This window comes from Ruegeria sp. CF8 (genome assembly GCF_056537285.1).
Genome location: NZ_JBQFRG010000002.1, coordinates 187,741 through 211,428 on the forward strand (window position 1 = coordinate 187,741; position 23,688 = coordinate 211,428).

Consider the following 23,688-nt stretch of genomic DNA (forward strand, 5'->3'; position numbering starts at 1 on the left):
ACTCCGCCGGGGCTGTAGGTGTTCAGGGGATCAGTTGGTGCCCCAGTATTGGGCCATCAGCTTGTCCAGCGTGCCGTCTTCCTTGATGGCGGCGAGGCCAGTGTTGATTGCGTCGACGGTTGGGTCGCCTTCCTGAAACACGATACCCAGCGGGTCGGATTGCAGACCGGTTATCCCGACGGTCAGTTCGCCAGCAAATTCCTGCTCGTATGCGGATGCAGAGGTGCCGTCGATGATCACACCCTGCACATCTGCATTTTGCAGCGCCAGAATGGCAGCAGAGAAGTTGTCGTACAGACTGACATTCTCACGGCCCACCAGTTCTTCGGCCAGTTGCGCGTTGGTTGTTCCAGTTTGTGCGGCAAGCTTTTGACCACCCGCCTTGAAATCGTCCAACGTCATGTCCGCATTGTCGACCTGAAGCAGGATCGCCTGGCTGACCACAATGTATGGCTCGGAGAAATCCATTGTTTCTTCTCGCTCCGGCGTGATTGAGACGCCCGAGATCACCAGATCGAACTCGCCTTGCTGAAGGGCTGCAAAGATGCCATCCCATGCTGTGTTGACGAAGTTTGGAACGCAGTTCACGCGCTCGCAAATGGCGTTCATGACGTCAACGTCAAAGCCTACAATCTCACCGGTTGTTTCATCCACGGTTTCCATCGGCGGATAAGTCGCGTCAGTCCCGATCTTGAGCACTCGACCTTCCAGATCAGCGGCAAACGCTGCGGGCGCTGTCATCGCGGCAAGCGTCGCCGCGGCAATTAAGTGTTTGAACATGTTTGGTCTCTCCTTTGTTGGTCTAGGTTACTTGCGCATTTTGTGACGCAGGCGTGTCAGGTTGCCGCTCGATCAATTTGGCCCTGATCTTTTTTTGAATCTCTGGCGGTTCGGCTCCGTCCAAGGCTTTCAGCATGAACTCTCCCAAAAGGCGGCTCGTTTCACCAATCGGTAGGTAATAGGTGCTGGGCGGGGGCACAAAGTACTGACTGAGTTTCAGGTCATCGTTTGAAATGACCACAACGTCCTGTCCTACCCTAACCCCTGTTTTGGCTGCAGCTGACAAGGCACCAAGGGTCATCGCCTCGTTGGCGCAAATCATGGCACTTGGGGGGTTCGGCAATTGCATAAGCGCAGCAAAGGCAATTTGGCCTGACTCTGCCGTCGTTGGGCCAGTTTCTACCAGTGTCGGGTCGAAACCAATCCCTACATCTGACAAAGCATCTGCATACCCCTTGAGGCGTTGCTGCGCATAGATCAGATCGTCAGGTGGGTTGATCAATGCGATCCGACGATGACCCAGGCGGATCAGTCGCGCGGTCGCATCGAAGGCAGCCGCCTGACTGTCGAGGTCCACATAGGCATGCGGCCGGGTACTGTCGCTCATACCGTATGTGACGAAGGGGAACCCCTTGGCCTGCAAGTATGCGATGCGTGGGTCATTCACACGGGTGCCCGAGAAGATCACGCCATCGGCCAAACCCTCTTGCACGATTGAGCGCAAGGTCTCTAGTTCCGTGTCGCTTTCGCTTATGCTGAAAACGCTCAATTGATAGCGCGATCCCTGAACCGCGCCAGATATTCCGGCCAAAATACGCGTGAATTCTACGCCTTCCCATTCCTCGGCGGACTCTTCCGACACGCTCACCAAAACCGCGATCCGATAGGATTTGTTGGTGCGCAGCTTGAGCCCATCCAGGTTGACGCGATAGCCTAGGGCGGCGGCGGCCTTTTGAACTTCCTCCCGCGTCTCTTGTTTTACTGACGGGGCATTACGCAACGCGTTCGAGACCGTGCCAACAGAATAGCCAGTCTTCTTGGCAATCGATTTGATCGTCGCCCGTGCCATCAGGTGGCCCCGATCAGCTGTTCGGTCAGGAACGTCCGCCCTGTGTTCAACGTGCGTTTGTGATCTGAAGTTTCGTCATGTTCTACAAACAGATCGGTACAATTGCTGTCCGCGAGGGCATTTAATGTGGCCCCCCAGTCCACAACGCCCTCACCCAGATCGCGCCAACGTTCGTCGCCTGAGCCGGCGTCTGGATCGACGTCTTTTGCATGGACCGACAGGATTCGATCCGCGTGGAGCGAGATTGTTGAAGCGGGGTTCAGGCCGGCTGCTTGAAGCCAGCCGATATCCGGCTGCCAATAGACGTTCCCTTTAGCAAGTATTAGATCCAGAGGCGTTTCACCGGGGTTTCCCACCAGATCAAAATCGTGGTTGTGATAGGCCAGACGGACGCCCTGTTCGCCCAATTGGTCCGCCCATTCAGACAACTGGCCCGACACTGCCATCCATCCCCGGGCAGTGTCGGGCCGCACCTGGGGCGCCAGCCAAGGCATGACGGCCACCTGGCAGTCCAGAAGCACCATGAGTTCGACAATCTCATCGAAGCGTGTTTCGAACTCTTCCCAATCGAAATGCGCTGACCGAACTACAAGGCCCGATTGATGAATGATGCGCGCCATTTGCTGCGGGCGAAATTCATGCAGTCCGGTGGTTTCGACATCACTAAAGCCGCAACCCGCAATCAGACGCAGCTGATCTGTCAGATCACCGCACTGCCGGACCGTATAAAGCTGCGCTGAAACCCTCATTTCCCACCATTGAAACGTTTCAATTAAGGTGGATTAGGAGACGCGACGTTGTCAAGCGTCGCGTTGAACGGCCAGTGCCGTCACTTTCGCATTGATACGCCGTTATGGAACAAATGCACTTTTTCAGGGGGCGCAGTGACGGAAACTGTCTGCCCGCGCATATTCCTCTGAACACCGGGCAGTTTGGCAATTGGCGCGTCAGAATCCGTTGTTTTCTCGAAATACAACAACGTGACCTCACCCAAAGCTTCTGTGAAATCGACCTTCCCTGTAAGGATCGCAGTGCTGTCTGTCGTGACGAAATCTTCGGGGCGCACCCCGATATTGACCTGCTTGCCCTGATCGCCGTCTTCCGTCGGGATCGCGGAAACGGCGGTGCCGCCCGAAGCAAGCTCCACAGTCGTTGTCGTCCCCGTTCCGGTGATCGTTCCCGGCAGAAGGTTCATTGACGGCGAGCCGATGAACTGGGCCACAAACTCGTTGTCGGGCGTTTCATACAACTCAAGCGGCGTGCCCACCTGCGCGATACCTTTGTTGGCCAGTACCACAATCCGACTGGCCAGCGTCATGGCTTCGACCTGATCGTGGGTCACGTAAATCATGGTGCTGTCGGGCATGGCCTCTTTCAGGCGCGCGATTTCGATCCGTGTGGCAACCCGAAGAGCCGCGTCGAGATTTGAGAGCGGTTCGTCGAACAGATAAACTTTTGGATCGCGTACAATCGCACGCCCGATAGCAACGCGCTGTCGCTGACCACCGGACAGGGCTTTGGGCAGACGATCAAGAAATGGTTCGAGCTGAAGGATTTGGGCTGCACGTTCGACTGCTGCATCAATTTCGGATGCAGGCATCTTGGCGATTTTCAAGGCAAAAGCCATGTTCTCACGCACAGTCATATGGGGATACAGGGCGTAGCTTTGAAACACCATCGCAATGCCACGTTGCGCGGGCGGGACATCGTTCATGACCTGCCCTTCGATTTCCAGCGTCCCGCCAGTGATCTTTTCCAACCCGGCAATCATCCGCAGCAAAGTGGATTTGCCGCAGCCGGAAGGGCCAACAAAAACGATCAATTCGCCCTGCTCAATGTCGAGGTTTATGTTTTTTAAGACATCTACCGGGCCATAAGATTTGGCGACATCTGTAAGGTTAAGTTCTGACATGCCTTACCCCTTCTTCCGATGCATCAGGCAGAATTGTGAAGCCGCCAAAGTGATTGAACTTCCGCCTTCAATGCCATCCAATTCCAGACCGATAGTCTGCCAATCGCCGTCCGGCACCTTCACCTCTGCGGTGTCTGATCCGAGGTTGAATGCGCTGAAAATTTGCTCGTAACTATCCTCACGCAGGAAAGTCAGAACCGGGCCTATTTCGTTCATCTCAGACAGACGTCCAGATGACAAAGCCGGGTGCGCCTGACGCAGAGCGATGGCGCGACGATAATGGTTCAGCATTGACTGCGGGTCCGCCTCGGCCCGGTCCACCGCTTGCTCCGCCTGGTGGGCGCTGACCGGCAACCATGGGTCCGCTGTGCTGAACCCTGATTGTTCGTCCTGCGATTGCCAAACCATCGGCGTGCGGCACCCGTCGCGGCCCTTGAATTCCGGCCAAAACTCGATGCCGTAGGGGTCTTGCAGCTTCTCAAACGGCACATCCGCTTCCTGCAGACCCAGTTCTTCGCCCTGATAAAGGCAAGCCGAGCCGCGCAGGCACATCATGAGAACCGCGTGCTGCCGGACCGCAGCGTCATCCAAATTCCAGCGAGAAGCATGGCGTTGTACGTCATGGTTCGAAAACGCCCAACAGGGCCACGCGTCCCCTGCCTTGGCCTGCAATTGATCAAAGACATGTTTGGTGTAGCTGGCTGTCAGCGCGCGTTTCTCGAGAAATTCAAACGCATAGCACATGTGCATCCGCTTATCACCCGAGGTGTATTCGCCCATGATTTCGAGTCCGCGCTGCGCATCGCCGACTTCGCCCAGACACGCGCGGCCTTCGTATTCGTCCGTTAGCGCGCGCAGCCTTTCAAGGAACGCGATATTTTCGGGTTGGCTTTTCGAGAACAGGTGATCCTGATGGTTGTACGGATTGACAGAAGGTGCAATCGACGCGTTGCGCTGATCCATCGGCAGGGCTGGGTTGTCGCGCAGTTCCTTATCATGGAAGTAAAAATTGATTGTGTCCAACCGAAAACCATCTACGCCCAGATCCAGCCAGAACCGTGCGACGTCCAACAAAGCATCTTGAACATCCGGGCAATGGAAATTCAAATCCGGCTGCGATGTCAGGAAGTTATGCAGATAGTACTGCAGGCGACGAGAGTCCCATTGCCACGCAGAGCCGCCAAAGATCGAAAGCCAGTTGTTTGGTGGCGTGCCATCCGGCTTGGGGTCAACCCACACATACCAGTCGGATTTCGGATTTTCACGGCTGCTGCGGCTTTCGCTGAACCAAGGGTGCTGGTCCGACGTGTGCGACAGAACCAGATCGATCATGATCTTCAGACCCTTGGCATGGGCCTGATCCAGAAGCTCTTTGAAGTCCTCCAGCGTTCCGAACATTGGATCGACATCACGATAATCGCTGACATCGTAGCCGAAATCCTTCATCGGTGACTTGAAAAACGGTGAGATCCAGATCGCATCGACACCCAGCGATGCGATATAGTCCAGCCGCGTGGTGATGCCCTTCAGATCACCGATCCCGTCCCCATTGCTGTCCTGAAAACTGCGCGGGTAGATCTGGTAAATCACCCCTCCGCGCCACCAATCCGAAGACAGTTTCGTTGCTTTGCTGTGTTCAAGGTTGTTCTGCACGTTCATCAGACGCCTCTATTTTACAGATCCGGCCAATAGGCCCCGGACCAGGTATTTTTGCATTGCGAAGAAAACGACCAGCGGCACAAAGATCGAGACAAACGCAGCGGTCGCAAGAATTTCCCAGTTGCCACCTCGCGTCCCCAAAAGCTCGACGATGCGGTTGGTCATCACGGTCGTCTGGCCGGTCGCATCGATCAGGAAGACCTTCGCAACCAGCAGGTCGTTCCATGTCCAAAGGAACTGGAAGATCGCGAAAGACGCCAGCGCCGGGAAGCTGAGCGGCAGGATCAGTTTGGTGAAGATCTGGAACTCGGTGGCACCGTCGACGCGGGCATTTTCGATCAGGTCACGCGGAAGCCCCGCCATGTAATTGCGCAGCAGGTAGATCGCCAGCGGCATCCCGAACCCGGTATGGGCCAACCAAACACCTAAGTAGCCCTTGCCGATCCCAATATTCAGGTGAAACTTCAGCAAGGGGATCAGGGCCAGTTGAAGCGGAACCACCAACAGTCCAACAACCGCCGCGATCAACAACGCGCGGCCGGGAAAATCCATCCAGGCCAACGCATATGCTGCGAAGGCGGCCACAAGAATGGGGATGATCGTTGCAGGAATCGTTACGGTCAAAGTGTTGAAGAATGCCTTGGCCATACTGTCCGTACTGCTTTGATCCAAAAGAACTTTCTGGTAGTTGTCCAGGGTAAATTCGGGCGGCAATTCGGCTGTGACAAAGATGCGAGCGCCGCGGTTTCCAGAAAACTCTTCGGTGTTTTCCATCTTGTAATTACCATCAGCATCCACAGTGATCGTACCACCTCGGCGTAGTTCAGCCGTTTGGCCGGGCGCAAAGGCATCGACTTCACGCGCACTGATGCCCCAGCTCGAAATTTTTGCCTGCTCTCCCGCGTCAAACAATTGGCCTTCAATCACGTATACGCCGTTTTCCAACACCTGTGTTTCAGGCGCAGCGCTGCGCAGCGTCAGGTTCTGCTCGGACGGAAACAGCGATCTCCACCAACCGCTGGATGAAATCTGGTCGGCAGTTCGAAAGGACGAGACCAGGAGTCCCAACGTTGGAATGACCCAAAGCACAACAAGAAAGATGACCGAAAGGTGCACAACCCATCTGAGCGCCGGTTTGGTACCTGCAATATCGCTCATGGTTTACTCCATTTCCTTGCGGGCATTGCGCACGTTCCAGACGAGGATCGGGGCAACCAGCAGCATGATGACCATCGCCGAAGCCGACCCGACGCCCCAGTCATTGGCACGAAACAGCTTGTCGTACATGTAGTTGGCCAGCACCTGTGTCTCCCACTGGCCGTTGGTCATGGCAAAAACGATGTCAAAGACCTTGAGTACGGTGATTGTGATAGTCGTCCAAACAACAAGGATTGTGGTTTTGATCTGTGGCACTTTGATTTTGAAGAAGATTTGGAAAGGGTTTGCCCCGTCCAAAACGGCGGCTTCAATGGTTTCTTCGGGAATGCCCCGCAAAGCCGCTGATAGAATGACCATTGCGAAACCCGTCTGGATCCAGACCAAAACGATCATCAGGAAGAAGCTGTTCCAGAACGGAACCGTTAGCCATGTTTGCGGCTCTGTTCCTCCGAAGAAGATATACAGCGCATTCAGGATTCCGATCTGGTCCTGTTCTGCCGGGCGCGCATCATAGACCAGTTTCCAAATCACCGACGCGCCCACAAAAGAAATCGCCATCGGCATGAAGATCAGAGACTTGGCGAAGTTACCCCAGCGGATGCGGTCGGTCAGTTGCGCGACAAGCAGACCAAAGGCCGTGGACATTGCTGGCACAACAATCAGCCAGAACATGTTGTTGCGCATGGCCTCCCAAAACTTCGGCTCAGCCGCCATTTGAGAGTAATTGTCCAGACCAACCCATCTGTACCCGCCGCCGGGCACACGCTCCGTAAGTGAAAGGCGCAGCGTTTCAACCACCGGATAAGCCAGGTACAGCCCCAGCGCCGCAAGGGCTGGAAACAGAAACAGCCATGGCCGGATCATGTTGGCCCGGTTGATGTTGCGCCCTGCATTCGGCCCGCGCGGCGGGAACAGGACTTTGTCCAGAAACTGGTTTGATAGGTAGAAATAGCCCACACAACCCGACACGCCGATGGCGATCGTCAGCAGGCCTTGAAGTGCCGGTGTCATGGTGTGCTCATCCGTTTGGCAAGCGGGGCGATCCTAAGACCGCCCCAGCGGTTGATTACTTGGCCGCGTCCCAGGACGACTGGATTTCGCCAGCCACGGTGGCTGCGTCTTTTGCACCCGACGAATAATCCACCATTCCGGTCCAGAAAGTTCCGGCCCCTACCGCACCCGGCATCAGGTCAGACCCGTCAAAACGGAACGTCGTAGCATTGGTCAGGATTTCACCCTGCCCGCGCTGGGTGTCGTTGGAATAGTTTTCAGGGTTGGCACCCAGATGAGGTGTCAGGAAGCCGTCTTGCGACATCATGATCTCATGCGCGAAGGGTGTCTTGAGGAACTCCATGAACGCTTCGGCCGCAGGGTTTGGGTTGGTGACGGTGAACAGAGTACCCGCCCCAAGTACCGGAGTACCCAGATCTTTTTCAGCATAAGCCGGGAAGTAGAAGAAATCAGCATCTACACCCAATTCGGTGCCCTCAGGGAAGTACGCCGGAATAAACGACGCTTGGCGGTGCATCATACAGGCTGGGGGGCTGTCGAATAGACCCTTGGGGCTGTCGCGAAAGTCAATCGCGGCGGTGTCGTCAGCATCCCCGACAACATAGTCGTCGTTGCGGGTAAAGCTGCCGTATTCCTCGATCGCGGCGATCACACGAGGATCGTCAAACTTCATCTCGTTCGACACCCACTGGTCATAGACTTCCGGCGGCTGGGTGCGCAACATCAGGTCTTCCACCCAGTCGGTCGCGGGCCAGCCGGTCGCGCCGCCCGATGCCAGACCAACGCATAGCGGGGTTTCGCCATCTTCGACCATCTGGTCCATCAGCGCTTTGAACTCTTCCATGGTCTGAGGCACTTCATACCCGAAATCTTCAAAGTTTTCTGGGATGTACCAGACCAGAGATTTCACGTTCACGTTGAAGAAGAAACCATAGAACTCGGCAGCGCCTTGATCGTTCTCGAAGGTGCCCAAATCAACCCATGACTGACCTGCGGCAAAGTTATCTTTGATCCAGTCAGCCGATCCTTCGGCCAGCGGTGTCAGATACCCCTGCTTCGCAAGGTTTGCGGCCAGACCGGGCTGTGGAAATACCGTCAGGTTCGGCGCCGAGCCTGCTGCCGCGTCAATGAGGATTTGCTGCTCAAGCGAATCTGAACCCACATAGCTGGAATTCGCGCCTGTTGCCTCGTCGAAATACGCTACAAGGTTCTCAAAGGATTTACCTTCACCCGCCAGCCAGGGACCAAAGATGGTCAGGCTTTCCCCGGACAGATCGTTTGCGTCGGCAAAGGCCTGAAATCCGTCCCAGTCAAAGCTGCCCTCACCTACGGCGTGGATCAATTCACCTTCCGCCTGAACAGACCCAGCCATCAGGGCGAACACCGCCGCACCTGCATAAAGCGAGTGTCTCATCTCATCCTCCTCCCAAGTTTCGCGCGCTTGCAGACTCAGTTTCAAAGCGCTTTGGATGCGATGTGTTATCCGCTAACAATTTCGCTCTGTCAATAATTCGCTTTCCCAATCCAGCATTATTAATAAATTTGGTAACTTCAGCAAAACAAGTTGACGGACGCTCAAATTGCCCACACAACAAATACCAGCACACGATTGAAGGCGCTTTGAATAGCACAATGAACCTAAAGCAGCTCTCAGAAATTCTGGGCCTTTCGCAAACAACGGTCAGCCGTGCGCTTAACGGTTATCCCGAGGTCAGCGAGGGAACGCGTGTACGTGTGCAAGCCGCCGCTCAGAAACATGGGTACCGACCCAATAGTCGCGCAAAGGGTCTGGCAACCGGTCGATCCATGGTGATCGGACATGTGATCCCCAGTTCGTCGCAACATGAAATGGTGAACCCGATCTTCGGAGATTTTGTAGCCGGAGCCGCGAAGAAATATGCAGAACACGGGTACGACATGATGTTCACCAACGCTGACGATACTTCTATCGAAGAAGCTTATCGCAGCCTTATTCAGCGAGGGGCCGTTGATGGTATTGTGCTGCAAGGCCCGAAAGTGAACGAAGCTCGGATCGAAGTCCTCAAGCGTATGAGAGTGCCGTTCATCGTGCATGGGCGTTCAACGGGCGCAGATACGCCTTACGACTGGATAGATGTAAACAACAAAAGCTCGTTTTTGCGAGCAACGCGTTTTTTGATTGATCTTGGACACCGCAGGATCGCCCTTATCAACGGGTTGGAGGAGATGGATTTTGCACAGCGCAGACGCGCGGGGTATCTGGAAGCTCTGGAGCAAGCCGGCATAACCGCTGACCCTGACCTGATGCGCAGTGCCGAGATGACCGAGGTTTTCGGGCATCGGGAAACGCGCGGCATGTTGCAACTTTCTGACCCACCAACAGCGATTTTGGCATCCTCGATGATTTCCGCCATTGGGGTCAGACGCGCCTTAGATGAAGCGGGCTTGGTTATGGGCCGCGACGTTTCTGTCATCGCACATGACGATGACCTTTCATATCTAAAGAATGGGCAAGATATCCCGATTTTCACAGCGACCCGATCATCTGTCCGCCAAGCCGGGGAAATGGCCGCAGAAATGCTGATTGATCGGATAAAGTCTCCAGATGGTCCGCCCAATACCAAATTGCTTGAGGCCGAATTGGTTGTTGGCCGATCGACGGGCCCTGCGCCCAACAGGACGTAATCATGAAACATTCTCGCGCTGACTTCCCAAAAGATTTCCTTTTCGGGGTCGCAACCTCAGCTTATCAAATCGAAGGGCATGCACAGGGTGGTGCCGGGCGAACGCACTGGGATACATTTGCGGCCTCGCCCGGCAATGTGGTGCGTGAGGAAAACGGCGATCTGGCCTGCGACCACCTGAACCGGTTCGAGCAGGATTTCGATCTGGTGCGCGAAGCGGGTTTTGACTGTTATCGGTTCTCAACCAGCTGGGCGCGTGTCTTGCCGGAAGGTCGCGGCCAGATCAATCAAGCCGGGCTGGATTACTACGACAGGCTGGCAGACGCGCTGCTCGCCCGCGGAATCCGCCCATGTGTGACGCTGTACCACTGGGAACTGCCCTCCGCCCTTGCGGATCAGGGGGGCTGGTGCAACCGAGACATCGCGGGATGGTTTGCAGACTTCACCGAAATCATCATGGGCCGCATCGGTGACAGGATGTTCAGTGCGGCCCCCATTAACGAGCCATGGTGTGTCAGCTGGCTCAGCCATTTCGAAGGTCATCACGCCCCGGGCCTGCGCGACATCCGCGCGACCGCCCGCGCGATGCATCACGTTTTGCTGGCCCATGGGCGGGCAATTCAAGCCATGCGCAGCCTTGGCATGAGCAACCTGGGTGCAGTGTTTAACCTGGAGTGGGCGGAACCCGCCGATGACAGCGTCGAAGCGCGGCTTGCAGCGGACCGGTATGACGCGATTTACAATCGGTTCTTTCTTGGTGGTGTATTCAAGAAAGAGTATCCACAACTGGTACTGGATGGCCTGGAGCCGCACTTGCCGTCTGGTTGGCAAGATGATTTCGAGACAATTGGAACGCCGGTCGAGTGGTGCGGATTGAACTATTACACGCGCAAGCTTATTGCACCCAACGATTCCGCATGGCCCAGTTTGACAGATGTAGCGGGACCATTGCCAAAAACGCAAATGGGTTGGGAAATAGAACCTTCCGCCCTAAACCGCTTTCTGGTTCGCACACAGAGGGACTATACGGGCGGGCTACCAATCTATATCACCGAAAACGGAATGGCGAGCGCCGAGCGCGTGCGGGATGTGGACCGTATCGAATATCTTGATACACACCTTGCAGCCGTGCAGGACGCTTTGGCACAAGGTGTTCCGGTGAAAGGCTATTTTGTCTGGTCTTTACTGGACAATTACGAATGGGCCTTCGGGTACGAGAAAAGGTTTGGACTGGTGGACGTGGATTTTGAAACTCTGGAAAGAACGCCCAAAGCTTCGTTCGTGGCACTTAAATCCGCCCTTTCAGAGGGGCAGAACGTCTCTCAGCCGTTAGCGCAACCATCTGGATCTGTGCATGAACACTGGAATTTGGTTGCGGACATCGGTGGAACAAACACGCGTCTGGGTGTTGTGACAAACGGGGAACTGACAGACCTGCGTAAACACCCGACGGGAACTCTGGATGATCTGCTGAACGCCTTTCACGCGTTGCGCGATGAGGTTGGCACAAATCCTCAGGCGGTCGTTGCTGCCGGGGCTGGTCCCGTCCGAGATGGCGTCATCCGCCTTACAAACGCCAATCTGGACTTGTCCGAGGTTGAACTGGCGCAGGCGACCGGGGCGGAACATACTTTTGTCATCAATGACTTCACCGCAGCAGCATGGTCCGTCGCCGACATCGCGCAAAAAGATATCTCGGTTTTGCAAGGTCAGATGAAACCGCCTGCCGGCACACGCTTGGTGGTTGGCCCCGGCACCGGGCTTGGTGTCGGAGCATTGCTGTTTTCCGAAGGTCACTATCACACAGTTTCCGGCGAAGGTGGACATGTTGGGTTGTACCCGCGCCACCGGGACGAGGTCGAGATCTTTGAAGCCGCCCGTCACATTGCTCCGGACTGTTTCTTTGGCGACAGCCTTGCGTTGGAGGCAGAGATGTTCCTGAGCGGAACTGGCCTTCCTATCCTGTATCAGGCCGTTGGGTTGGCAGCGGGTGCTGTGCAATCGTCATTTCGCTCGGCCAAAGAGATATTGTCGGAAGCCCGCGATGCCTCAGATCCCATCGCGGTAAAAACTGCGCAGATGTTCACAACGCATCTGGGCGCGCTTATGGGTGATATGGCTGTAACGCTTATGCCTACTGGTGGAGTGTTTCTTGTCGGTGGTGTCGCCGAGAAAAACCGCTGGCTGTTTGATCAGGATTTCAAGGACGCATTCAATGGCGGCGGGCGTTTCAGCGAGCTTCGCAAATCCTTGAACCTTTACGTCTCAGAGCAGGCCGAGTTCGGCATCATCGGGGCAAACAACTTTTGCAAAAACGCACTGAAGCGATGACCATCTTGCACGCTTGAGGCTCTGGGAAAGGACGTTGGAATGATCCTGTGCTGTGGGGAAGCCCTGATTGACATGATTGCCCAGCCGACGGTGTCCGGCGCGCAAGGTTTTGTGCCTCACACGGGTGGCGCGATCCTGAATACAGCTGTCGCCATGGGGCGCTTGGGTGAGTCCGTCGGGATGCTGACCGGTGTATCTACGGACATGTTCGGTCAGCAACTGATCAACGCGTTAAAGGCAAGCCACGTTGACGTTTCGCATGTCATACTTTCGGATCGCCCCAGCACGCTTGCGTTTGTTCAACTTGAAGATGGCCACGCAACCTACAGTTTTGTTGATGAAAACACGGCTGGGCGTATGTTGATGCCCGAAGATATGCCAGATCAGCTCCCTGCTATCTCGGCTTTGTATCTTGGGGGCATAAGCTTGGCGTGTGAGCCATGTGCAGATGCCTATGCCTCCCTGTTGAGCCAGCATGGAAACGATCGCCCTATCATGTTGGATCCCAACATTCGTCCGAGTTTTATTCAGGATCAAACCCGGTTTCGAACTCGCTTGAACCGCATGATCGCGCAGTCCGATATCGTAAAAGTTTCGGACGAGGATCTAGACTGGATCATTCCCGGTGCGGAACCCGAAGCAGCCAAAGCAGCCTTGTTGTTGAAAGCCGGACCATCAGCGCTGATCGTGACCCGGGGCGGCGATGGCGCAAACGGGTATCTGGCGGATGGATCGCAAGTGACGGTGCCGGTAAAGCCGGTGCAGGTCGTGGATACGATCGGTGCGGGGGATACGTTCAATGCAGGTGTGCTCACTGGTCTCAGCCGCGCCGGGCATCTGACAAAACCTGCAGTACGCAACTTAACTTCTAGCGCTTTGCACGCGGCCATGGAACTGGGCGCCGAAGTTGCCGCTGTAACCGTATCTCGCGCCGGGGCGGAACCCCCCTGGGCTCATGAGCTATAATTTTTGGAAAATCCGATGAAACGATCTGACATAAATCGCATCAAGTCCGAAGCGCAGGCGTTCATTCAATCGTTTGGAGCCGTACTGCCGCCTTTTGCAGATTGGTCCCCTGAACAGATGCGCAGCCCGTTGGCGGAAACGATCCGCAGCCGCGGCTTGGGGTGGGACATCACCGACTACGCTCAGGGCCGGTTTGATGAGCTGGGCCTGTTCCTCTTCACCCTGCGCAACGGCGAGGTGAATGATCTGCAGTCCGGGCGCGGGATGCTTTACGCAGAAAAACTGTTGATCTCGAAAGACAAACAACTGTCTCCGATGCATCGCCACATCGTCAAGGCAGAGGACATCATCAACCGAGGCGGCGGTGATCTGGTGATGGAGATCTACGCATCGGACCCCGAGGGCGGCATCGACCGGCATACGCCTGTCACAGTACCCAGCGATGCCTGCCCGGTCACGTTGCAACCAGGTGAACATCTACGCCTGAAACCAGGGCAAAGCGTAACTCTGATGCCCGGAGTTTGGCACGCGTTCTGGGCCGAGCACGGCGATTGCCTTATTGGAGAGGTTTCGACCGTGAATGACGATCGCACGGATAATGTGTTTGAAGATCCGATCCCACGATTTTCAAAAATCGAAGAAGATGCCGCGCCAGATTTCCTATTGGTTTCCGACTACTGACGCAGACCGGGCTGGCAATTTCCGACAGGCAACAGGGCTGAGCCCAAGTGATTTCGCCCAAAGCCACTCATTCTCCCGCTTGACAAGTCAAGCACTGCGAGACTAGCTGAGCGGGATGGTTCCGTAAGGGATGAAAATGGGAATACGGTGCGGCACAGTATTTTGCCAAGTCCGTGACTGCCCCCGCAACTGTAAGCGGAGAGCGACGCCACTGCGCCACTGACCCCGAAAGGGTTGGGAAGGTGGGCCGAGCCTAGACCCGCAAGTCAGGAGACCTGCCATCCGATGTTCAACCAACCCGGGGCGGGGCGTCCTGGAAGGAGGCTTTGATGGCACGTTTTCCGCGTGTTTACATTGGTGGCACCTTCTGTCCGCGCTTGGTTTCAAGCGGAGCGGACAGTTTTAAAGGTGACTGACAGAAACAAGCTCTTTTTTCATACCTACAGCGCTGGGACACCCTGCGGTGCTGCAAATTTAGCGTTTTGTTACGTTATAACATTGCATTTAAAACCATCCCACAGTAAGCGCTACACGCAATGACAAAAACCGCTGATCATTTCATTCTTGTATGCGCAACCTGCACTGGTGCCATGTCCACCGATCAAGTGACGGGCGCACTAGCACCAATTCTCCCTAAGGGATTTGCAATCCGAACTGTTGATTGCATGGCGGGCTGCGCCCGACCAACGACCATCGGCCTTCAGGCACCGGGCAAGGCTCAGTATCTGTTTGGGGACATCGACACGGAACTGGATCTGGACGCAGTGGCGGAATTTGCCGAGCAATATAGCCTTAGTTCCGATGGCTGGACAAACGCAACCGAACGCCCGCCCGCGTTATTCACCAAGACCTTGTCCCGAATCCCGGCCCTGCCAATCAAGGGGGTGTCATGAGTTTTCTGTCAGTGGAAGGTCTCGAATATTACGCTTTGAATGGCGACGTCCTCCTGCAAGATGTGTCGTTCGGCTTAGACGAAGGCTCGATTCTGGCAATAGCGGGACCGAATGGTGCGGGGAAAACAACGCTGCTCAAGCTGCTTTGCGGAATAGAACGTATTGCGTTGGGTGATGTGTGGATAAAAGGCCAAAGCTTGCGCACCCTATCCGCGCATGAGCGTGCCCGCACCATCGCGGTTGTCGGCCAGCAGGAAATGCCGGACGGTCGGCTGCGTCTGCGAGACTATGTTGCGCTTGGGCAAATCCCTATTCGGGCTGAAAAATCGGTTACCGAGCACAAGGAAGACCTCGATCGAGTTCTGGAAACGACCGGCTTGTCTCATCTTTCCCGCAAGCCGATGAGCCAGCTATCGGGTGGCGAGCGACAGCGCGCTCATATCGCGCGCGCTTTGGCGCAAAACCCTTCCTTGTTGTTTCTGGACGAACCGACCAATCATCTGGATCCCGACGCCAAGGGGCACATGTTGTCCCTGGTTGCCGAGTTGGGCGTCACGGTGGTCATGATCGTCCACGATCTGGTCATGATCCCCGAATTTGCAACGCATGTGGCTTTGATGAAGTCCACACGCCTGACGGGATACGGACCCGTCAGCGAAGTGCTGACTACGGAACGTGTCCGCGACACCTTTGGCGTGGATTATCTGTGTTTTCAGCATGAAGGCCGCATGATCCCTGCGCTGGATATCCGAAAACGAAAACTGTCATCATAACAGGAGCTTACAATGATGCAGAAACTTTGGCCTGTGGCTCTGTTCACTGGCCTCGCAAGCGGCGCGGCCGCAGAAGCCATCACAGTGGACAATTGCGGCGAACCGCTGGTTTTTGAAACCGCGCCCGAGCGGATCGTTGTCCACGACATGAACATGACCGACATGGCGTTTGCATTGGGTCTGCAAGACAAGATCGTGGGCCTGACCGGAATCACGGGCTGGTACAAGACAAGCCCTGATTTTGATGCGCAGCGCGGTGATATCCCAGAGCTTGCACCAAAATACCCTACTGTTGAGAACCTCATTGCAGTAGAACCCGACATGTTCTTTGCAGGATGGTACTACGGCATGCAGCCGGGTGGCGAGGTTACTCCGGACACCCTTTCGCCCTTCGGCATCAAGACCATGGTTCTGACCGAAAGCTGCGTACATCTGAACAAAGACCGCCCAGAGGCCAGCATGGACCTGTTGTTTGGCGACGTTCTGCGCTTGGGTCAGGTCATGGGTGTCGAAGCCAAGGCGCAAGAGCTTGTCTCGGGCTGGAAAGACCAACTGGCCGCTATCGAAGCCAAAACAGCTGAACTGCCCAAACCCCGTGTCTTCCTGTTGGACGGGCCAGCAGATGCTCCGTTTACCGCTGGCAAATTTGCGATACCCGACGCGATGATCGCCGCTGCAGGCGGAGAGAATGTGACCCATGACATGGACACCAGTTGGGGCCGTACGTCGTGGGAAACCGTGGCTGCTGCAAACCCGGAGTTTCTGGTTCTGCTGGACTATCAGACAGGAAACGGTGCAGAAGATACGTTCCAGTTCCTGAAAGATCATCCAGTCATGTCTCAAACCGACGCAGTCAAGAACGAGCGCTGGATAGGCCTGCGCTATGAAGAACTGACACCCGGTCCGGCAAACATTGAGGCCATCGAAAAAATGGTCAAGGCAATGCACCCGGAGACCAACTGATATGGTCCATTTGGGCCGTTCGATCTTGCTGGGGGCGATCGTTCTGATCGCCCTTTTGCTGCTGTCAATCGTTTATGGAACAACAAATATTCCTGTGCGAGACGTGGTCGCCGCGATTGGTCTTGGAACAGGCCTGATCGATGGCGACATGTCCCCGCTTCACCGGATCGTTTTCGACTTGCGCCTTCCCCGCGCCTTGTTCGCAGCGGTCATCGGCGCAGGATTGGGGGTTGTTGGTGTGGTTTTGCAAACAACCACGCGCAACGACCTGGCCGATCCCTTCTTGTTTGGCCTGTCCTCGGGCGCGGCTGCCGGGGCGGTTTTGGTGATCACCGTTACGGGTGATGTGCTGGGCATTTGGACCCTGCCCTTGGCGGCATTTTGCGGAGGCTTGATTGCTTCGGGTATTGTTCTGGCACTGGTTCAGGGCCTGCGTACAAGTGCTCCTGAGAAACTGATTCTGGCCGGTTTAGCCGTGTCCTTTCTGTTCTCGGCCATCACAAACTATTTGATTTTTTCCGGCGATAATCGCGCGGCGCATTCGGTTATCTTCTGGATGCTCGGCGGGTTGGGCCTTGCACGGTGGGAGACTTTCCCACTGGTTTTGACTGGACTCGCCCTGATCCTGAGTTATGCCCTTTACCGCAGTCGCTGGCTGGATGCCCTTTTGACCGGAGATTTCACAGCATCCTCTCTGGGCATACCCGTCCAAGGTCTGCGTTTCAGTATGTTCTTCGTCGCTGCATTGGCGACAGCGAGCTTTGTGTCTGTGGCCGGCGTCATTGGTTTTGTCGGGTTAATGGTCCCTCATATCGCACGTGGTATTGCCGGCACGCTGCACAGAAACTTGTTGATTACCTCAGCCATCGTCGGGGCGATCCTGCTAACGATGTCTGATATTTTGTCCCGCCTTCTTTTGGCCCCTCAAGAACTGCCTGTGGGAATTGTAACAACGTCGATCGGGTCTCTTTTTGTGTTTCTATACCTGTTTAAATCGGCGCGCGGAGATTGACGTCAGATTTTGGCCTATGTGTCCGGCCCGTGTGACAAAAGCTCTTGCACCAAGGGATTGGGGAACCGCCGCTTAAACGTAATTGCGTGGAAGTTTTCTTTGATCTTCGGATGCTCTTTTGCTTCAACCAAACGGCCCGAGTTCAGTTCGTCCTGAACAACGATCGGAGCCACCAGAGCCAAGCCGATATCCTCGCGCGCCAAAAGCCGCATCATGGCCATATCGTCCACCTCGGCAGCTACTTGAGGTCGTACCGACATTCGGCTGGCCATAGCGTCAAACGCAGTACGAACACTGTTGTTGGTTGTGGGCAGGATGAAAGGTTGTTCTTCCAACAAATCCCGTATCGGGCGCGTCGGATCAAGGCGATCCGGGGTTCCAACGATACTCACCGGTTGTTCGGCCAGATGATGAGTGACAAAGCTGGTCAAACTGTCACTCGCGGGTTCGTGGTTCATAAGAACCAAATCAAAATTCAGCGTTTCAAGCCCTTCCAGCAACTCACTTGGACTGCCAGACCTCAAGATGACCTCGACATCAACACGCGCCAAAATGGGTCGCAAAAAGCGAATCTGAAAGTTCCGCGACAGTGTGGACTGCGCCCCCACCCTCAGCGCCTGCCGCGTGTTTCCAGCATCCTGTAAGGTTGCCACAAGTTCCTGGCCTGTCGCAAAAATCGCATCTGCGTGATCCAGCGCGATATGTCCGGCTTCGGTCAGGTGCAGCTTGCGGCCCCTACGTTCAAACAGCGGATGGCCAAGGCGATCTTCCAATTCCTTTATCTGCACGGACAAGGCGGACTGTGACAGGTTCAAACGTTGTGCAGTCCGGGTCAGATTGCCGTCATGGGCAACCGCCCAGAAATAGCGGAGATGACGATAGTTAAGCGGCATATCGTTCTATTTAACCGAACGTATTTAATCAAACAATGTATTTTTCATATGATGGCACGCGAAATATGTCTACTTGAACAAGTCGAGTCAGTATCGAACGTCAAGGGACACACGCATGAGCTATTTGCTTCTACCCCTCCTAAGCCCGCTGATCTTTATAGGGTCGGCTTTTTATTGCAGCCGTCATCCGGGGATGCGCCCGGGCAACTTACCAAAAATCGCGGAATGGGCTGCGTTGGCGGCTTTTGCTGTGTCAGCGCTGTCCGCAGTATTGCTGATTGCCAATGGATCCGGAACATCGGCACTAATCGGGTTCTGGGGCGTCGGATTATCAGTACGGTTGGACGCGGTGAGCGCCACGATGCTGGTTCTGGTCAGCTTCATTGGCTGGATCGTCCTGCGTTATTCAGCGACTTACATGGATGGTGAACAGAAACAGGGCGCCTTCACCGGATGGATGTCCGTTGCGCTTGCTTCCGTTCTGTTACTGGTCATGTCCGGCAACCTAACTCAACTTCTTGCAGCCTGGATCGCAACAAGTCTGGCGTTGCATCAACTGCTGCTGTTCTACCCCGAACGCACAACGGCACAGCGCGCAGCGCGCAAAAAAGCTGTTGTGGCGCGGCTTAGCGAGGCAGCGCTTACGCTGGCGGTGGTCCTGTTGATCATCGGCTACGGAACGACCGATATCGCCACGATCCTGTCATCGGCACAACCAACCGTAGTTACAATTGTTGCGGCCCTGTTGATCGCGATAGCCGCCGTGCTGGCGTCGGCTCAGTTCCCTTTCCATGGCTGGCTGACCGAGGTTATGGAAGCACCGACGCCGGTTTCTGCCCTGCTGCACGCCGGTGTGATTAATGCCGGCGGGTTCCTGTTGATCCGCTTTGCCGATGTGATGCTGGTCGCACCGGGCATCATGGCCTTATTGGTGATGCTCGGTGGGTTCACTGCCCTGTTTGGCGGGCTGGTGATGCTGACACAGCCAGCGGTAAAGACGTCTCTGGCATGGTCCACAATCGCTCAGATGGCGTTCATGATCATGCAGTGCGGGCTCGCGCTGTTCCCATTGGCGCTGTTGCATATCGTGGCGCACTCACTTTACAAAGCGCATGCCTTTTTGAGCGCTGGTGAAGCCGTGCGCAACGTTGCAGCGATCCGTCGGCCGGGGCCAGTGGCTGTTCCAAGCGCACACAACGTATTGCTGGCTTTCGCAACCGGCATTCTGATCTACGGCGCGGTGGCTTCGGTATTCGGGATCGACGGGAAATCTGTCCAAGCCATTGCACTGGGCGTTATCCTGATCTTCGGCGTCGCTTATCTGCTGGCGCAGGGATTTGCCGATGCAGCCCCCGGAGCCCTGACCCGCCGCACCGTCATCTATGCCGGCGCAACATCTGTCAGCTACTTCGTTCTGCAAATTGCAGCGCAGCATCTGACCGCCGGAACATTGCCACCCACACCCGCTGCGGGACCGCTGGAATGGGCTCTGATCGTTCTGGCGCTTTTCAGCTTTGGTGCAGTGGCACTGGCTCAGTCAACCTTCCCGCTTTGGGCCTCGCATCCTGCGGCGGCTGGTATCCGGGTGCATCTGTCCAACGGGCTTTATGCCAACGCAATCTTTGATCGGCTGCTGGACGGATGGTCCACGCGGCGGGCCGTCTAAAAAGGGGATCAGACATGTATATGAAACACGAAAGCTATCCTGCTCCGCTTTTGGAACTGGTCGCGATTGCAAATGACGCTGTGCGTCAGATCCCTCCTCTGTTTCCGCTGGCGGCCAACGTCGCCGTGAACCCCTTCCTTGGCCAGACTGAAGACACGCTCGCCGTGACGGCCGCTCGCCTTGGTCGCGTGGCTGGTGTACGCATCACACCTGACCGGCAAGCCATGGCCGAAAAGCTGAAAACCGGTGAGATGGTCGACAGTGATCTGGTCGAGGCAATTTCTCATGTCGAAAGTCGCTTTGATCCGCCAAGGCTTGAGGATGTGACGGCGGCTTTGACCAAGGACGCGGCACCTCTTGCCCCATTGCCAACAGTTGCAGATCTCGCCGCCGATGTGTCGGGCATCGACTGGCCGGGTCTGATCGAAGAACGTATCGGGGCTTGGGCCGCAAGTCATTTCGACGAAGGCCAGGCCCTGTGGCAGCCCGGTCGTGCCGGCGGTGCATTCAGTGCATGGCGGGAGTTTGCCTCGCGCGACCTGACGCCGGAAATCAATGGGTTGAAGGGCTTTGGCGCATTTGTGGCGGCCACTAACCGCTCACAATGGCGGGCCATCGGACGGGCATCGGAAACGCTGGGCGTCACGCCAGAGGCGGCCGCAACAACCTTTCATCGCTGGCTGATCACGCTGGGCGGATGGGCGCAATATGCACGTTATCTGTTGTGGCAGGCCGAGCTTCAGGGTCAGATTGACACAACAACGGCTGAACTGCTTGCCATTCGGATGGTGTTTGAAGAGGCGCTTTTCCACCAGTACCGCGATCAGATCACGTCACGTTGGTCGGAAACCATCGCAGTTCACGAAACGCCGATCACACCATCCCGTGACATGGTGATTGACGCCATTCTGCAAGATGCCGCTGAACGGGCGCAACAGCGCAAGTTGGGCCAGGCTTTGTCGGGATCTCAGCCAAGAACAAGTGAAGGCCGTCCCATGGTTCAGGCCGCGTTCTGTATTGACGTCCGGTCCGAGGTCTTCCGCAGAGCGCTGGAAGCACAGGATGCAGGCATTGAAACCATAGGCTTTGCCGGGTTCTTTGGGCTGGCCAGCGCGCATAAATGCGCGGGATCAGACGTGACCGAGCTGCGGGGGCCCGTTCTTCTGAACCCCAATGTCACGTCCAAAGCGGCAGAAGACACGCTGTCCGATCTCGATCGGCGCTATACTGCACGCGCGAAACGTGCTTGGGGTCGCTTCAAACTGGCCGCTGTTTCATCCTTCGCCTTTGTCGAAGCGACCGGTCCGATCTACGCAGGTAAGTTGCTACGGGACTCGATTGCTTCCGGCGGCAAGGGGTCCAAGTTTGATCCTGCACCCAAGCTGGATCCAACGATGGATCTGACCACGCGCATCGATACCGCCAAGGCCATCCTGGGCGCTATGTCTCTGACGGGGAATTTTGCTCGTATCGTGATGCTGGCAGGACACGGGGCGGACGTCACCAACAACCCGCATGAAAGCGCGTTGCAGTGCGGTGCCTGCGGTGGTCATGCAGGGGACGTCAGCGCCCGGCTTCTGGCCAGCCTCCTGAACGACAACCAGGTGCGCGAGGGACTGCGGGACAAAGGGATCGACATCCCCACTGACACGCTGTTCCTTCCAGCGCTGCACAACACAACGACGGATGGGGTCACCTTGTTTGATCAGGACCATCCGGCAGGATTGTGGGCACCTCAGATCGCCAAGTTGAAAACCTGGCTGAATGAAGCCGGGCGTCTGGCGCGCACCGAGCGTTCGGCGCGGCTGCCTCGTGCCAACGGAGGTGACGATATTGCCCGCCGTGCCAAGGATTGGGCCGAGCTTCGGCCTGAATGGGGTCTGGCCGGCTGCAGAGCCTTCATAGCTGCCCCACGCAGCCGGACCGATGGGACCGGATTGGCCGGACAGTCCTTTCTGCACAGTTATGACTGGCGTTCGGATGATGGGTTTGGCGTGCTGGAGTTGATCATGACCGCCCCGGTGGTCGTGGCAAGCTGGATCAGCCTGCAATATTACGGGTCGTCCGTCGCGCCGGGATTGTTTGGCGGTGGCAACAAACTGCTGCACAACGTGGTCGGCGGGATCGGTGTTGTCGAGGGGAACGGAGGTGCTTTGCGCCCAGGGCTGCCTTGGCAATCGGTCCATGATGGCGAAGCATTTCAGCATGATCCTCTGCGCCTGTCCGTTGTGATCGAAGCGCCGCGTGAAGCCATGAACGACATTCTGAAACGGCATGCAAATGTCAAAGCTCTGTTTGACAACCGCTGGCTTCACCTGATCGCGATGGATGAAAATGGTGATCTGGCTTGGCGTTACACAGGTGATCTGGAATGGAGCCCGATTGCGAAACCCGCTGGCTCTGAACGAGCCATCGCTGCCGAATAAGCAAAAACAGAAGGGCCCAGCCACAGCGCCGGGCCTTTATTCGTATGACTATGCGTTGATTAGGTTCAAAAGATCTGCATGCAGCTCTGGGGTTGCCGCCGATACGACCGCGCCGTCTGACTCCAGTGTCAACGCCCTGCCCTGCCAATCGGTCATCACACCACCAGCTGCCGCAATAAGCGGCGCAACCGCCAAGTAATCATAGGGATGCAGGTCATAGTCCACTACGGCGTCCACATGCCCCGCGGCCAGCAGCGCATGCGGATAACAATCATAGGCGAACCGACGCGTCTGCCCGGCCTGCATCAAACGGTTGAACAGGTCCGGATGATCGCGGTGGATCTTGTCCCCCTCGTTTACGTATAGGATAGACTGATCCAAGCGCTTTTGTTGCGAGGTTCGAATGGGTTTACCGTTCAGAGTGGCCCCTTCATCAATGACACCGACATAAACCTCATTCAAAGCGGGCATTCCGACCAAACCTAACTGAGGCTGCCCGTCCACCAGATGTGCCAACAGGAACCCGAACAAAGGATGCCCGGACAGAAATGATCGGGTTCCGTCGATTGGATCAATGACCCACATGTGCCGACCATCACCTGCCTCTTGTCCGTGTTCTTCACCGAAGACCCCATGCGTGGGAAAATGCTGATTCAGGTAGGACCGAACCTCGGCTTCCACCGCTTTGTCGGCTTGCGTCACAGGGCTTTCATCCAGTTTGAACTCGACACCCAGAGATCCACGGAAAAACCGCATCGCAGATGACGACGCAATAGCAGCCATCTGAATGGCATGTTCCCTCAGCGTATGCGCGGCGACCATTTCAATCCTT

At 56.0% G+C, this 23,688-nt stretch carries 20 protein-coding genes, 1 pseudogene and 1 riboswitch; of the genes and pseudogenes, 11 read left to right on the forward strand and 10 right to left on the reverse strand.

The features are described 5' to 3' along the window. Positions 1–30 precede the first annotated feature (30 nt). The 8 genes from ACR0EV_RS05525 to ACR0EV_RS05560 all read right to left on the reverse strand — a co-directional run bounded on the left by ACR0EV_RS05525 (position 31) and on the right by ACR0EV_RS05560 (position 9,003). A complete protein-coding gene (locus tag ACR0EV_RS05525) occupies positions 31–780 on the reverse strand; it encodes a basic amino acid ABC transporter substrate-binding protein (RefSeq protein WP_171671166.1) in 750 nt (249 codons plus the stop codon). Positions 781–802: 22 nt separating this feature from the next. Then, positions 803–1,849 carry a LacI family DNA-binding transcriptional regulator gene (locus tag ACR0EV_RS05530; RefSeq protein ID WP_480799163.1) on the reverse strand — a complete coding sequence of 349 codons (1,047 nt, stop codon included), beginning with the start codon at positions 1,847–1,849 and terminating at the stop codon, positions 803–805. Continuing rightward, positions 1,849–2,598 carry a sugar phosphate isomerase/epimerase family protein gene (locus ACR0EV_RS05535; RefSeq protein ID WP_480799164.1) on the reverse strand — a complete coding sequence of 250 codons (750 nt, stop codon included), beginning with the start codon at positions 2,596–2,598 and terminating at the stop codon, positions 1,849–1,851. The genes ACR0EV_RS05530 and ACR0EV_RS05535 overlap by 1 nt, the downstream gene beginning before the upstream one ends. An 80-nt stretch (positions 2,599–2,678) precedes the next feature. Continuing rightward, positions 2,679–3,761: an ABC transporter ATP-binding protein gene (locus ACR0EV_RS05540; protein ID WP_480799165.1), complete on the reverse strand. Its 1,083-nt coding sequence runs from the start codon at positions 3,759–3,761 to the stop codon at positions 2,679–2,681. Between the two features lie 3 nt (positions 3,762–3,764). Beyond that, positions 3,765–5,420, reverse strand: a complete 1,656-nt coding sequence (locus ACR0EV_RS05545; RefSeq protein WP_480799166.1) for an alpha-amylase family glycosyl hydrolase — start codon at positions 5,418–5,420, stop codon at positions 3,765–3,767. A gap of 9 nt (positions 5,421–5,429) precedes the next feature. Beyond that, entirely contained in the window at positions 5,430–6,578 is a 1,149-nt protein-coding gene (locus tag ACR0EV_RS05550) for a carbohydrate ABC transporter permease (protein WP_480799167.1), read from the reverse strand. Between the two features lie 3 nt (positions 6,579–6,581). Further along, positions 6,582–7,589 carry a carbohydrate ABC transporter permease gene (locus tag ACR0EV_RS05555; protein WP_480799168.1) on the reverse strand — a complete coding sequence of 336 codons (1,008 nt, stop codon included), beginning with the start codon at positions 7,587–7,589 and terminating at the stop codon, positions 6,582–6,584. A 55-nt stretch (positions 7,590–7,644) separates the two neighbouring features. Next, a complete protein-coding gene (locus tag ACR0EV_RS05560; protein WP_480799169.1) occupies positions 7,645–9,003 on the reverse strand; it encodes an ABC transporter substrate-binding protein in 1,359 nt (452 codons plus the stop codon). Positions 9,004–9,221: 218 nt separating this feature from the next. On the opposite strand from ACR0EV_RS05560, the gene ACR0EV_RS05565 reads away from it, so the two are divergent. From ACR0EV_RS05565 to ACR0EV_RS05605, 9 genes and pseudogenes are all read left to right on the forward strand, one after another. Further along, positions 9,222–10,253 carry a LacI family DNA-binding transcriptional regulator gene (locus ACR0EV_RS05565; RefSeq protein WP_480799170.1) on the forward strand — a complete coding sequence of 344 codons (1,032 nt, stop codon included), beginning with the start codon at positions 9,222–9,224 and terminating at the stop codon, positions 10,251–10,253. A 2-nt stretch (positions 10,254–10,255) separates the two neighbouring features. Continuing rightward, a pseudogene (locus ACR0EV_RS05570) lies at positions 10,256–11,557 on the forward strand (GH1 family beta-glucosidase); the annotation flags it as partial. Between the two features lie 45 nt (positions 11,558–11,602). Then, on the forward strand, positions 11,603–12,583 hold the full coding sequence (locus tag ACR0EV_RS05575) for a glucokinase (protein ID WP_480799576.1): 981 nt from the start codon (positions 11,603–11,605) through the stop codon (positions 12,581–12,583). 39 nt (positions 12,584–12,622) lie between these two features. Beyond that, on the forward strand, positions 12,623–13,549 hold the full coding sequence (locus ACR0EV_RS05580; RefSeq protein ID WP_480799171.1) for a carbohydrate kinase family protein: 927 nt from the start codon (positions 12,623–12,625) through the stop codon (positions 13,547–13,549). Between the two features lie 15 nt (positions 13,550–13,564). Then, on the forward strand, positions 13,565–14,230 hold the full coding sequence (locus ACR0EV_RS05585; protein ID WP_480799172.1) for a D-lyxose/D-mannose family sugar isomerase: 666 nt from the start codon (positions 13,565–13,567) through the stop codon (positions 14,228–14,230). 99 nt (positions 14,231–14,329) lie between these two features. Further along, positions 14,330–14,527, forward strand: a riboswitch (cobalamin riboswitch). Positions 14,528–14,766: 239 nt separating this feature from the next. After that, positions 14,767–15,123 (forward strand): DUF1636 family protein, encoded by a 357-nt coding sequence (locus ACR0EV_RS05590; RefSeq protein WP_480799173.1) that lies wholly within the window; start codon positions 14,767–14,769, stop codon positions 15,121–15,123. Beyond that, positions 15,120–15,896, forward strand: a complete 777-nt coding sequence (locus ACR0EV_RS05595; RefSeq protein WP_480799174.1) for an ABC transporter ATP-binding protein — start codon at positions 15,120–15,122, stop codon at positions 15,894–15,896. The genes ACR0EV_RS05590 and ACR0EV_RS05595 overlap by 4 nt, the downstream gene beginning before the upstream one ends. Positions 15,897–15,908: 12 nt before the next feature. After that, entirely contained in the window at positions 15,909–16,859 is a 951-nt protein-coding gene (locus tag ACR0EV_RS05600; RefSeq protein ID WP_480799175.1) for an ABC transporter substrate-binding protein, read from the forward strand. Between the two features lies 1 nt (position 16,860). Then, complete coding sequence (locus ACR0EV_RS05605) at positions 16,861–17,871, forward strand: FecCD family ABC transporter permease (RefSeq protein ID WP_480799176.1); 1,011 nt, start codon at positions 16,861–16,863, stop codon at positions 17,869–17,871. 14 nt (positions 17,872–17,885) lie between these two features. Here ACR0EV_RS05605 and ACR0EV_RS05610 read toward each other — a convergent pair whose 3' ends face one another. Beyond that, positions 17,886–18,764: a LysR family transcriptional regulator gene (locus ACR0EV_RS05610; protein WP_480799177.1), complete on the reverse strand. Its 879-nt coding sequence runs from the start codon at positions 18,762–18,764 to the stop codon at positions 17,886–17,888. A gap of 115 nt (positions 18,765–18,879) precedes the next feature. Between ACR0EV_RS05610 and ACR0EV_RS05615 the strand changes: the two genes are divergently transcribed. Together ACR0EV_RS05615 and ACR0EV_RS05620 are read left to right on the forward strand one after the other, a co-directional pair. Beyond that, positions 18,880–20,430, forward strand: coding sequence for a proton-conducting transporter transmembrane domain-containing protein (locus ACR0EV_RS05615; protein ID WP_480799178.1), 1,551 nt, complete (start codon positions 18,880–18,882; stop codon positions 20,428–20,430). Between the two features lie 14 nt (positions 20,431–20,444). Further along, entirely contained in the window at positions 20,445–22,856 is a 2,412-nt protein-coding gene (locus ACR0EV_RS05620) for a YbcC family protein (protein WP_480799179.1), read from the forward strand. A gap of 48 nt (positions 22,857–22,904) precedes the next feature. Here ACR0EV_RS05620 and ACR0EV_RS05625 read toward each other — a convergent pair whose 3' ends face one another. Then, a complete protein-coding gene (locus ACR0EV_RS05625) occupies positions 22,905–23,678 on the reverse strand; it encodes an inositol monophosphatase family protein (RefSeq protein ID WP_480799180.1) in 774 nt (257 codons plus the stop codon). Between the last annotated feature and the right edge of the window lie 10 nt (positions 23,679–23,688).